This is a genomic window from Streptomyces sp. NPDC086519 (genome assembly GCF_040686075.1).
Lineage (GTDB): Bacteria > Actinomycetota > Actinomycetes > Streptomycetales > Streptomycetaceae > Streptomyces > Streptomyces shenzhenensis.
In genome coordinates this window covers 54,679-66,593 of record NZ_JBFBJL010000032.1, presented here as the reverse complement: position 1 = coordinate 66,593, position 11,915 = coordinate 54,679, and the positions used below count along the sequence as shown (strand labels likewise).

8 protein-coding genes and 1 pseudogene are annotated in these 11,915 nt (G+C 71.8%); 1 reads left to right on the top strand and 8 read right to left on the bottom strand.

What is annotated here, in order from left to right; translation table 11 throughout:
• Positions 1-94: 94 nt before the first annotated feature.
• The 4 genes and pseudogenes from AB0P24_RS28005 to AB0P24_RS27990 form a co-directional block, all read right to left on the bottom strand.
• Positions 95-687: pseudogene (locus AB0P24_RS28005) on the bottom strand (EamA family transporter).
• On the bottom strand, positions 684-1,205 hold the full coding sequence (locus AB0P24_RS28000) for a YbaK/EbsC family protein (RefSeq protein ID WP_365798652.1): 522 nt from the start codon (positions 1,203-1,205) through the stop codon (positions 684-686). Before AB0P24_RS28000 ends, AB0P24_RS28005 begins: the two are co-directional and overlap by 4 nt.
• A gap of 123 nt (positions 1,206-1,328) precedes the next feature.
• Positions 1,329-3,539, bottom strand: a complete 2,211-nt coding sequence (locus tag AB0P24_RS27995; RefSeq protein ID WP_365798650.1) for an MMPL family transporter — start codon at positions 3,537-3,539, stop codon at positions 1,329-1,331.
• Positions 3,540-3,662: 123 nt separating this feature from the next.
• Positions 3,663-4,262, bottom strand: coding sequence for a TetR/AcrR family transcriptional regulator (locus AB0P24_RS27990; protein WP_365798648.1), 600 nt, complete (start codon positions 4,260-4,262; stop codon positions 3,663-3,665).
• 193 nt (positions 4,263-4,455) lie between these two features.
• Between AB0P24_RS27990 and AB0P24_RS27985 the strand changes: the two genes are divergently transcribed.
• A complete protein-coding gene (locus tag AB0P24_RS27985; protein ID WP_365798646.1) occupies positions 4,456-7,884 on the top strand; it encodes a S41 family peptidase in 3,429 nt (1,142 codons plus the stop codon).
• A gap of 198 nt (positions 7,885-8,082) precedes the next feature.
• On the opposite strand, the gene AB0P24_RS27980 is transcribed toward AB0P24_RS27985, so the two are convergent.
• The 4 genes from AB0P24_RS27980 to AB0P24_RS27965 all read right to left on the bottom strand — a co-directional run bounded on the left by AB0P24_RS27980 (position 8,083) and on the right by AB0P24_RS27965 (position 11,763).
• Complete coding sequence (locus AB0P24_RS27980) at positions 8,083-8,298, bottom strand: hypothetical protein (protein ID WP_365798644.1); 216 nt, start codon at positions 8,296-8,298, stop codon at positions 8,083-8,085.
• Positions 8,299-8,387: 89 nt separating this feature from the next.
• On the bottom strand, positions 8,388-9,272 hold the full coding sequence (locus AB0P24_RS27975) for an SDR family oxidoreductase (protein WP_365798642.1): 885 nt from the start codon (positions 9,270-9,272) through the stop codon (positions 8,388-8,390).
• Positions 9,269-10,225, bottom strand: coding sequence for an alpha/beta hydrolase (locus tag AB0P24_RS27970; RefSeq protein ID WP_365798640.1), 957 nt, complete (start codon positions 10,223-10,225; stop codon positions 9,269-9,271). The genes AB0P24_RS27975 and AB0P24_RS27970 overlap by 4 nt, the downstream gene beginning before the upstream one ends.
• Positions 10,222-11,763, bottom strand: a complete 1,542-nt coding sequence (locus AB0P24_RS27965; RefSeq protein WP_365798638.1) for an NAD(P)/FAD-dependent oxidoreductase — start codon at positions 11,761-11,763, stop codon at positions 10,222-10,224. Before AB0P24_RS27965 ends, AB0P24_RS27970 begins: the two co-directional genes overlap by 4 nt.
• Between the last annotated feature and the right edge of the window lie 152 nt (positions 11,764-11,915).

Here is an 11,915-nt window from a genome sequence, read left to right as displayed (position 1 = left end):
AAGGCAACGGCAAGTCCGCCCGATCTGCCCCCGACTTGCTCCCGCCCCGTCCGACAAGGGGACATTTCACCGATGTTCGCCACGCTTCGGCCCCTCAGCTACCCGGCACCCGGCACCCGGCGTGCAGCGTCAGCCCGATCCCGACGACCACCAGGCCGGCCGCCGCGATCCGGGGCGCCTCGAACCGCTCCTTGAAGAAGACCGCTCCGATGGCGGCGCCGACGATGACGGACGACTCGTACAGCGCGGCGACCGGCGCGAGTTCGGCGCGGGTCTGGGCCCACAGGACCAGTCCGTAGGCGAAGACGGACAGCGTCGCGCCGAAGAGCCCCAGGGCCGCGCACGGGCGGGCGCGGCGAGCAGTTCGCCGCGTCTGCGGTACAGGGCGTACGCCGGGATCGCGAGGCCCTACGCGATGGGACACGCCTGCCCGAAGTCCCCGAGCCGGAAGGAGAGCATCAGCAGCGCGAAGCAGGCGACATGGACCACCGCCGAGGCGATCAGGTACGGCCACGCGCCGGCCGCCGGCACGGCGGGGAACGGCATCAGCAGCAGCCCGGTCAGCACCCCTCCGCCGGCGATCAGCGAGGAGCCGACGGGGTCGTCGGTGATCCGGTGGGCGATGGCGTTCCAGCCGGCGTGCGTGACCGCGGCGAGCAGGACGGCCGCGGTGACGGCAGGGGTCACGCGGTGGGTTCACGTACGTCCACGACGGCGGCGCCGGCGTGTGCCACCAGGGCGGCGGGCGTGATCGGGAAGACCGCGTGGGGGTTGCCGGCGGCGGCCCACACCACGCCGTGCGCCAGCAGCGCCCGGTCGGCGAGGACGCGGGTGCGGGTGCGGTGCCCGAAGGGCGGCACGCCGCCGATGGCGTACCCGGTCGTCTCGCGTACGACGTCCGCCTTGGCCCTCGTCACCTTCTCGGCGCCGAGTTCCTTGCGGACCAGTTCCACGTCGACCCGGGAGGCGCCGTCCATCAGCACCAGTACCGGCACCCCGTCGGCCGCGAAGATCAGCGACTTGCAGATCTCGCTCAGCTCGCACCCGATCGCGGCGGCGGCCTCGGCCGCGGTACGGGTGGCGTCCGGGAAGCGCCGGATCCGCGAGGTCAGCTCCCCGAGGCCGAGTTCCTCCAGAGCGGCGGCGAAGCGGGGATGGGCACCGGAGTCCCCGGTGCCGGCGTCAGTGGCGGCTGTCGTCGTCATGGGAGGCACGCTAGCCAAGCGCGGGAAGTGACGGCGAGTGGTTCACCCGGCGCGGCACGACGAAGCCGGTGAGGGCGCCCCGTCCCCACGGACCCTCACCGGCGGTCTGTCACGAGCCGTACGTCAGACGCGTACCAGCTCCCGGTCCTCGTCGTTCTCGGTGTTCTCGGCGGCCAGGGCGCGCAGGCCCTCGCCCTCGACATCGACGTTGGGCAGCGCCCGGTCCAGCCACTTCGGCAGCCACCAGGCGCGCTTGCCGAGCAGGGCGAGCACCGCCGGGACGATCGCCATGCGGACGACGAACGCGTCGAAGAAGACGGCGACGGCGAGGCCGAAGCCGATCATCTTGATCATGGACTCGCTGGAGGTGATGAAGCCGCCGAAGACGGAGATCATGATGATCGCGGCGGCGGCCACGACCCGCGCGCTGTGCCGGAAGCCGGTCACCACGGCCTGGCCGGGCGTCTCGCCGTGGACGTACGCCTCCCGCATCCGGGTCACGAGGAACACCTCGTAGTCCATGGCGAGACCGAAGACCACGCCCACCATGAAGATCGGCATCATCGACATGACCGGACCGGTCTGCTCGACGCCGAGCAGACCGCCGAGCCAGCCCCACTGGAAGACCGCGACGACGGCGCCGAGCGCGGCGAGCACGCTGAGCAGGAAGCCGAGGGCCGCCTTCAGCGGGACCAGGACGGAGCGGAAGACCGCGATCAGCAGGAGGAAGGCCAGGCCGACCACCAGCGCCAGGTACGGGATCAGCGCGTCGTTGAGCTTCTGCGAGAAGTCGATGTTCATCGCGGTGGTGCCGGTGACCAGGACCCGCGCGCCGGTGTCGGCCTTGACGTCGGCGCTCTGGGCGCGGATGGCGTGCACCAGGTCCTCGGTCTGTGCCGAGGACGGCTTGGAGTCCGGGATCACCGTGATCGTCGCGGTGTCGCCGGCCTTGTTGAACGCCGCCGGGGTCACCGTCACGACGTCCTTCAGGCCCTTGATGTCGTCGGCCACCTCGGTGGCCGCGGCCTTGGGGGTGTCACTGTCCTTGGCGTCGACCACGATCATCAGGGGCCCGTTGAAACCGGGACCGAAGCCCTCCGACAGCAGGTCGTACGCCCGGCGCTGGGTCGTGGAGGTGGGCTGCGAGCCGTCGTCGGGCAGGCCCAGTTCGAGCTGGGAGGCCGGGAGGGCGATCGCGCCCAGTCCGACCACGCCGAGCAGCAGCACGGCTGCCGGGCGGCGGACCACGAAGCTCGCCCAGCGGGCGCCCAGGCCGGGCTTGTCCTGCCGGGCCGTACGGGCACGAGTCCGGCGCTTCTCGCCCACGGCCCTGACCCGCCGGCCCGCGTAGCCGAGCATCGCCGGGATCATGGTCAGCGCGATGAGGACGGAGACCACGACCGTGCCCGCCGCGGCGAGGCCCATCTTCGTCAGCATCGGCACGCCGACGACCGAGAGACCCGCGAGCGCGATCACGACCGTGAGGCCCGCGAAGACCACCGCCGAGCCGGCCGTACCGACGGCGCGGCCGACCGCCTCCTCGCGGTCGCGGCCCTCGGCCAGTTCGCCGCGGTAGCGGGAGACGATGAACAGCGCGTAGTCGATGCCGACCGCGAGACCGATCATCAGCGCCAGTGTGGACGTGGTGTCACCGAGGTCGAGCGCCTTGGCGAGGGCGGTGATGGCGGAGACGCCGATGCCGACGCCGATGACCGCCGTCAGCAGCGGCAGTCCGGCCGCGACCAGTGAGCCCAGGGTGATGAGGAGGACGACGGCGGCGATGGCGAGACCGATGGCCTCACCGGCGCCTCCCGCCTCGGCCCCGGCCTGGAGCGCGTCGCCGCCGACCTCGACGGTCAGCCCGGCCTGCTGGGCGGTGTGCGCGGCCGCCTCCAGCGCGTCGCGGGAGGAGTCCTTGAGCTCCGTGCCGGAGACGTCGTAGCGCACCGAGGCGTAGGCGACCGTGCCGTCCTTGCTGACGGCGTGCTGCTTGTAGGGGTCGGTGACGGAGGTGACCTCCGAGCCGCCGGCCAGTTCCTTCACGGTCTTCTTGACGGTCGCCTTGTTGAGCTTGTCCGTCATCTTCTCGCCGGCCGGCGCCTTGAACACCACGCGGGCGGTGGCACCGTCGGAGCTGGCGCCGGGGAAGCGCTGGTCCAGCAGGTCGAAGGCCTTCTGGGCCTCGGTGCCGGGGATCGAGAAGGAGCTGGAGCCGGCGGCGGGGGCGGAGGCGGCGGCGACGCCGGCCAGCGTCAGCAGCGCCACCCATATGAGGGCGACGAAGTGCCGTCGCCTGAAGGCGAGCCGGCCCAGTTTGTAGAGGAACGTGGCCACGAGGGCGTACTCCCGGTCAGGTCGTGGGGTTTTCAGGGCAGGGTGATCAACCCGGTGGGGAGCAGGGGTGATCGGCCCGACGACGTGAGCGGAGGCGTCAGGTGGGCTGGTTGCGGGGAAGGGTCAGCAGACGGGTGCGCCGAGGGCGGGGAGCACCACGGCGTCGATGTACGACAGCAGGAAGGCCTGGGTGGGCGGTTGCTCGTCGATCAGCGAGCGGGCGGCGAACCCACCGATCATCATGTGCATCACGAAATCGATCGCCGGGTTGTCCGCGCGGATCTCGCCCCGGTCGATCGCGCGCCGCAGCACCTGGTGGAACTGCGCCATCTCGGGCTCGATCAGATGCTCCTTGAACGCATTCAGGAGATCCGGGTTGCCGTGGATCGCCATGGCGAGGCCCCGCATCAGCGCGGAGCTCTGCTCCATGTCGCAGTCGTCCGAGCGCAGCGTGAGGGCGTGCAGATCGCCGCGGAGCGACCCGGTGTCGATCTCGCCGAGTGCTCCCGGCTTCTGGTAACGCACCGCCTTGGCCACCAGTTCGGCCTTGCCGCCCCACTGGCGGTAGAGCGTGGCCTTGCTGGACTTGGTGCGGGCGGCCACGGCGTCCATGGTGAGGGCGTCGTAGCCGACCTCTCGGAGCAGGTCGAGCACGGCCTCGTACAGCTCGGCCTCGCGCTCGGGCGTGATCCGACTGCGACGCGCCGTTGCGATCTCAGTCATGCCGCTCACCCTTCACTGCTCCGTCGGCATCCTCGTGTGTACATGTTGAAGATACCCCGCGATCTAGAGAAACGAAACCGTTTCGTACGTGTGGTCTCTCACGTAGCCGACACGCAACCGGGCAACACGTGAGCCTCCACGAGTTGCTGGCCCTCCGCCCCGGGAAAAGCATGGGGAGGTGAGCTATCTGCGCATGCCGCATCTCAGTGGTGACCTGTTGTGCTTCGTGGCCGAGGACGACCTCTGGCTGACCTCGCTCGACGCCCCGGGCCGCGCCTGGCGGCTCACCGTCGACCGCACCAAGGTCGGCCACCCGCGTTTCTCGCCGGACGGCCGCCGGATCGCGTACACGAGCTGGCGCAGTCTCGTGCCCGAGATCCACCTGGCCGACGTCGACGGCGGCCCCGGGCGGCAGCTGACGTACTGGGGCAGCGCCGACACCCAGGTGTGCGGCTGGACACCCGACGGGGACATCCTGGCGGTCGCCTCGCACGGGCAGCCGTTCTCCTATTTCACCTGGGCCTACAAGGTGTCCCCGGACAGCGACCCGGGGCGCAAGCTGCCCTGGGGGCCGGTCGCCGACATCCAGGTCGCCGACATCGAGGGCGAACGCAGGAGCCTGCTGCTCACCGGCACCCCGCCGCACGAACCGGCCGGCTGGAAGCGCTACCGGGGCGGCGCCATGGGGCGGCTGTGGCTGCACGGGCAGCGGCTGCTCGCCGGCATCGGCGGCCACCTGTGCTCCCCGATGTTCGTCGGCGGCCGGATCGCCTTCCTCTCCGACCACGAGGGCGTCGGCAACCTGTACTCCTGCGCCTACGACGGCTCCGACCTGCGCCGGCACACCGACCACGACGCCTTCTACGCCCGGCACGCCGCCTGCGACGGCACCCGGGTGGTGTACCAGTGCGCGGGCGACCTGTGGCTCGTCGACGACCTCGGCCCGAACGCGACACCGCGCCGACTGGACGTACGCCTCTCCGGGCCCCGGGCGGGGCGCCGCCCCTACCAGGTGCCGGCCGCCCAGCACGTCGACGGCGTCTCGGTCGACGAGACGGGCCGGGCCAGTGCCGTCGTCGTACGCGGCGGCCTGTACTGGCTCACCCACCGCGACGGCCCCGCCCGCACCATCGCGGACACGCCGGGGGTACGGGTGCGGCTCCCGGAGATGCTCGGCTCGACCGGGCAGATCGCGTACGTCACCGACGCCGGGGGCGAGGACGCGGTGGAGATCGCCCACCTGCCGCGGGCGACCGGCGCCCGCCCACCGCGGCGGCTGGCCTGCGGGAAGCTGGGCCGGGTGCTGGAACTGGTCTCGGATCCCCTGGGCGAACGCCTGGCCGTGGCGGCCCACGACGGCCGGCTGCTGCTCATCGACGCGACCGAGGAGGTCGAGGCCGTCGTCGGGAGTTCTGTCGATTCCGCTGACAGCATTGACGGCACTGACGGCACTGACGGCACTGATGGCGTTGACGGTGTTGACGGTGTTGACGGTGTTGGCCGCGTTGACCAGGTTGAGGCCGCCGAGCCTGCCGGCATTGACTCTGTCGACGACGTTGACCGTGTTGACCGTGTTGACGGCGTTGACGGCACCGACTCCGGGGACGTGGTCACCGAGTTGATCCAGTCGATCAACGGACCGGTCCGTGATCTGGCTTTCTCACCGGACGGGTCATGGTTGACCTGGTCGCATCCGGGCATCGGGCGTTCGCTGCGGCAGATCAAGATGGCCCGCATCAGCGACCGGCTCGTCATCGACGTCACCAACGGCCGCTTCGAGGACGAGAACCCGGTCTTCACCCGTGACGGCCGCTACCTCGCGTTCCTCTCCTGGCGCGGCTTCGACCCGGTGTACGACGTCCACACCGGCGACCTGTCGTTCCCGCTCGGCTGCCGCCCCTACCTGGTCCCGCTCTCCTCGGCGACCCCCTCCCCCTTCGCCCTCAACCCCGACGGACGCCCGGCCGCCGGCGGTCTGGACCCCGTCGAGGACGAGGAGCCCGGCGAGGGCGGCGCGGTGACGGTCGAGGTCGAGGGCCTGGAGAGCCGCGTGACCCCGTTCCCGGTCACCGCCTCCAAGTACTCGGCGCTGTACCCGGTCGCGGGCGGCGGTCTGGTCTGGCTGCGCTGGCCGATCTCCGGCGCGCTGGGCGAGACCTTCGTCAACCCGGCCGACACCAGCGGCCGGCCGACCCTGGAGTACTTCAGCATCAGCAAGGCGAAGAAGTCCGAACTCGTGGACCACCTCGACTGGTTCACGGTCAGCGGCGACGGCAGCCGGCTGGTCGTGGTGGACGAGGGCGAGCTGCGGGCCGTGCCGTCGACCGAGACCGGCGACGGCGACACGACCGTCTGGATCGACCTGCGCCGCATCCTGCACGAGGTCGACCCGCCCGCCGAGTGGCGCCAGGCGTACGCCGAGGCCGGCCGTCTGATCCGCGACTACTTCTGGGACCCCGGGATGTGCGGCATCGACTGGAACGGGGTGCTCGACCAGTACCGCCCGCTCGTCGAACGGGTCGCCTCCCCCGACGAGTTCGCGGACCTCCTGCGCGAGGTCCTCGGCGAACTCGGCACCTCGCACGCCTACGTCACCCCGGCCCGCCGCAACGAGGGCCCGCCGCACTACCAGCGCTTCCAGGGTCTGCTCGGCGCCAACTTCGTACACCGGGAGGCCGGCTGGACGGTCCAGCGGATCCTGCCCGGCGACTCCTCCGACTCCAGGGCGCGTTCCCCGCTCGCGGGCACCGGCATCCGGGAGGGCGCGGTCCTCACCCACGTGGACGGCAGGCCGGTGGACCCGGTGACCGGGCCCTTCCCGCTGCTCGCGGGGGCGGGGGCCACGACGGTGGAGCTGACCTTCGCCCCGGGCGAGGGCGAGTCGGGGCCGCCGCGCCGCGTCGCCGTCCTCCCGTTGATCGACGAGCGGCCGCTGCGCTACCAGGACTGGGTGGCCAAACGCCGTGAGGTGGTACGGGAGGTGAGCGGCGGCAAGTGCGGCTACCTGCACATCCCGGACATGGGCGGCTCGGGCTGGGCCCAGTTCAACCGCGATCTGCGCGGCGAGGTCTCCCGGCCCGCGCTCATCGTCGACGTGCGCGGCAACGCGGGCGGCCACATCAGCGAACTCGTCGTGGAGAAGCTCACCCGGACCATCCTCGGCTGGGACCTGACGAGGAACGCCCAGCCGGTGTCGTACGCCTCCAACGCCCCGCGCGGTCCGATCGTCGCGCTCACCGACGAGGCGACCTCCTCCGACGGCGACATGATCGCGGCCGCGATCAAGCTGCTGAAGCTCGGCCCGGTCGTCGGCCAGCGCACCTGGGGCGGAGTGGTCGGCATGACCGGCCGGCACCGCCTCGGCGACGGCACGGTGATCACGGTGCCGATGAACGCGGCCTGGTTCGAGGACTACGGCTGGTCCGTCGAGAACCACGGCGTCGCCCCCGACGTGGAGGTCCTGCGCACCCCCCTGGACTGGGCGGAGGGCCGCCACGTCGAGATGGACGACGCCATCCAACTGGCCCTGGACCTCCTGACCGACCACCCGGCAGCGGTACCCCCGGACTACAGCGAAGCCCCGAACCGCTCCCGCCCGAAGCTTCCCCCCAGGTCTTCTTGAGCCACCGGGGAGCGTCCCTGCCCAAAGGGCGCGGGGCTGTATCGCCTTGCGGCTCCGCCGCGTGGGCGCGAGCAACCCACGCACACCCGCACCCGCACCCGCACCCGCACCCCCTCCTGCCCCTTGGGCGCACAAAACGCAGGGCGCCCTCCGAAACGAAGGGCGCCCCACGCCTGTCGGTCGAGCCAGGTGCAACGACTAGGCGTCGTAGTCCTGGTCGAACCGGTCCTGCATCTCCTGCTCGGTGTCGTCCAGGGTCTGGCGACCGCGCTCAGGTGCCTGCCGGCCACGCTGCTGCGCCTGCTGCTGGCCACGCTGCGGGGCCTGCTGGGCCTGCTGGGCCTGCTGCTGGCCTTCGTGCATCTTCTGCTTGGTCTGACCCTGCGTCTTGCCGGCCTTGTCCTTCATACCCATGTGGGTTCACTCCCGTGGAGGGTGAGGGGAATCGGCCCTCAGTGGGGCCTCGACCAGACTCACACGGGCCGACTGCGCGCGCATTTCGATCAATCACGGTGCGTAGCGCGCGCCTCCTCGTCGGCCGCCCCACCTGCACCGACGAGCCCGGTGCGCATGCCCTGCAAGCGAGGTGCGAACCGCTTCATCTCGCGCTGCCCGACCGTGCCGATGAGCGCCGGCAGATATCCGCGCACCCCCTGCATCCCGCGCAGCCACCACTGCCCGTACACATGCGCCGAGCGCCGCTCGATGCCGGCCACGATCCGGTCCACGGCCGGCCCCAGCGGGTACGTCTTGTTCGCCGGCCACGGCAGCCGCTGCCGCAACTCCCGCATCACCTCGTCCTGGTCGGCGCCGCGCACCATGTCGGTGTCCGTCCAGGACAGGTAGCCGACCCCGACCCGCACCCCCTGGTGACCGACCTCGGCGCGCAGGCTGTGCGCGTACGCCTCCACGCCCGCCTTGGACGCGCAGTACGCCGTCATCATCGGCGCCGGCGTGATCGCGGCCAGCGACGCGATCTGGAGCAGGTAGCCGCGGCTCTCGGTGAGAACGGGGAGGAACGCGCGCGCCGTCACCGCCGAACCGATCAGATTGACCTCGATCACCCGCCGCCAGGCCGCGGGGTCGGAGCCGGCGAACGGACCGCCGTTCGCCACCCCGGCGTTGGCCACCACGATGTCGGCCTTGCCGAACCGCTCCTTCACCTCCCGCGCGACCCGGCTCATCGCCTCGTGGTCGGTGACGTCGGCGTACCAGTACGCGCTGTCGGTGTGCAGCCTGCCGGAGACCTCCTTGAGGGCCTCCTCCTCCAGCCCGACCAGCGCGACCTTCGCCCCGCGCGCGGAGAGCTTGCGGGCGAGCAACTCGCCGACGCCGCGCGCCGCTCCGGTGACGACGACGACCTGTCCTTCGAGTCCGACCCTGCTCATGAGCCCTCCTTGATCCGCTCCGGCCCGTCGGCGCCGGCTGCTTCGGGGGTGCCGGTCAGGTACGCGGCGACCAGTTCCCGGATCTTTCCGTTGACCAGCTCCGGCGCCTCCACCGGAGTCATGTGGCCCATGCCCGGCAACTCGGCGAGGCCGAGAAAGTTCGGCAGCGCGGCGGCCAGCGCGCGGGCGTGCACGGGGGGCGTCAGCCGGTCGGCCGTGCCGGTGACGATCGCGGTGGGTGCGCGCAACTCCCGTACGCCGTGGTCGAGATCGAGCTGCGCGAGGACACGCGCCCAGCTGTGCCGGACGGCGCGCGGGCAGGCGTGCACGATCCGGGCGCACGCCTCCACCATGTGCGGGGCCGAACCCGGGCCCATGGTGGCGTACTTGAGGATGCGCCGCGCGAGGGGCGTGACCGGTCCCAGCGGGGCGCGCGAGGCCAGGACACGCGCCGTCAGCCAGGTGCGCAGGCCACCGGCGCGCAACGGCAGGACCAGCGACTCCGCGACCAGCCGCGAACTGCCGGTGCTGCACAGCAGGACGGCGGCGGCGTGCTCGCGGAAGCGGGGGCGCGTCGCGGCCGCCATCACGGTCATGCCGCCCATCGAGTGGCCGACGATCACGGCGCGCTCCCCGCGTGCGAGGGTCTGCGCGAGCACCGCTTCGAGGTCGTCCGCCAGCGCCTGGGTGGTGCACGCGGGGCTCGCGGGACTGCGCCCGTGCCCCCGCTGGTCGTAGGCGATGACGCGGTGGTCGACGGCCAGTTCCCGTATCTGCGCCGCCCAGAAGGCGGTGGAGCAGGTCCAGCCGTGGGCGAGGACGACGCAGGGCGCGCCCTCGGGGCCGTGCACCTCGGCGTGCAGACGGGCGCCGTCGGCGGAGACGACGGTGAGTTCGCGCGCGGCGGCGGGCGGGGCGTAGGGCCCGGTGGTCACGTGGGTGAGCCGGCTCACGCGCCCACCTCCGCGTCCACGGCCTTGTCGCTGCCGCCGCCGCTGCCGCCGCCGTCGCCGCCCGGCACGGGCGCGCGGATCACGTCGTACTCCGTGAGGTCCACCCGCCGGGTCGCACGCCGGAACTCCGTGGTCGTACCGGGCCAGATGGTGGTGTTGCGGCCGCTCGCGTCCAGGTACCAGCTGGTGCAGCCGCCGGTGTTCCAGACGGTGCGCTTCATGCGCTCCTGGACCTTGCGGTTCCAGGCGGCCACGGCACCGGGGCGCGCGTCGAGGGCCGCCCGGCCGCCGAGGACGTGGAGCTGGCGCAGATAGTCGGCCATGTAGTTCAGCTGGGACTCGATCATGAGGATCATGGAGGAGTTCCCCAGGCCGGTGTTGGGACCGATGATCGTCATCCAGTTGGGGAACCCGGCGGCCGAGGCGCCGCGCAGCGCCTCCATGCCGCCCTTCCAGGCCTCCGCGAGGGTCCGTCCGTCGGCGTCGACGACCCGTTCGGCGATGGGCATGTCGGTGACGTGGAAGCCGGTGCCGAAGATGATCGCGTCGACCTCGGCGCTGCTGCCGTCGGCGGCGACGACCGTCGACCCGCGCACCTCGCTGAGCCCGCTGGCCACCACGTCCACGTTCCGCTGGGTGAGCGCCGGATAGTAGGAGCTGGAGAGCAGGATCCGCTTGCAGCCGATGCGGTAGTCCGGGGTGAGCTTGGCGCGCAGCGCGGGGTCCTTGACGGCACGGGCCATGTTGCGCTTGGCGAGGCTCTCCACCAGGCCGAGCTCGTCGGGCCGCTTGGTGAACGCCTGGACCTGGAGTTCCCGGATCCCCCACAGGAGTCCGCGCCGGGCCTGGGCGGTGAAGGGCAGCGCCCGGTGCAGCCGGCGCTCGGCGGCGCTGATGGCCCGGTCCATCCGGGGCATCACCCACGGCGGGGTGCGCTGGAAGAGGGTGAGCCGCGCGACGTCGGGCTGGATGGCGGGCACGATCTGGATGGCGGAGGCGCCGGTGCCGACCATGGCGACCCGCTTGCCGCGCAGGTCGTAGTCGTGGTCCCAGCGGGCCGAGTGGAAGACCTTGCCGGGGAACGAGTCCAGCCCTGGGATCTCGGGGATCTTCGGGTCGGACAGCGGCCCGGTGGCCGAGACGACGACGTCGGCGGAGAAGGAGCCGGCGGCGGTCTCGATGTCCCAGCGCAGTTCCTCCGTGTTCCAGGTCATCCGCTTGACCTCGGCGTCGAGGCGGAGGTGCGGCCGGAGCCCGAACACGTCGGCGACGTGCTCCAGATAGGCGCGGATGTGCTCCTGCCCGGAGAAGGTGCGCGGCCAGTCGGGGTTGGGCGCGAAGGAGAAGGAGTACAGGTGGGAGGGCACGTCGCAGGCGCACCCGGGATAGCTGTTGTCCCGCCAGGTACCGCCGACGCCGCCGGCCCGTTCCAGGACGACGAAGTCGGTGATCCCCTCCCTGCGCAACCGCACGGCCGCGCCCAGCCCGCCGAACCCGGACCCGATCACCGCCACCCGTACATGCTCGTGCTGGGCCATCCCGGAGCCTCCACACCTCGCCCGTGATTACGCCAGTGAACACTGGCACGGTTGGACTGTAGAGCAGCCGCGTACTGATGGGTAGGGGGCGGACGGGCGAAAGTTACCGCCGGTACAACATAAGCTGCGCACGTGGCAGACGACGGCGGACG

Coding starts and splice junctions, on each gene's coding strand:
- AB0P24_RS28000 (WP_365798652.1), bottom strand. CDS start 1,205: ATGACGACGACAGCCGCCACTGACGCCGGCACCGGGGACTCCGGTGCC.
- AB0P24_RS27990 (WP_365798648.1), bottom strand. CDS start 4,262: ATGACTGAGATCGCAACGGCGCGTCGCAGTCGGATCACGCCCGAGCGC.
- AB0P24_RS27985 (WP_365798646.1), top strand. CDS start 4,456: ATGCCGCATCTCAGTGGTGACCTGTTGTGCTTCGTGGCCGAGGACGAC.
- AB0P24_RS27980 (WP_365798644.1), bottom strand. CDS start 8,298: ATGGGTATGAAGGACAAGGCCGGCAAGACGCAGGGTCAGACCAAGCAG.
- AB0P24_RS27975 (WP_365798642.1), bottom strand. CDS start 9,272: ATGAGCAGGGTCGGACTCGAAGGACAGGTCGTCGTCGTCACCGGAGCG.
- AB0P24_RS27965 (WP_365798638.1), bottom strand. CDS start 11,763: ATGGCCCAGCACGAGCATGTACGGGTGGCGGTGATCGGGTCCGGGTTC.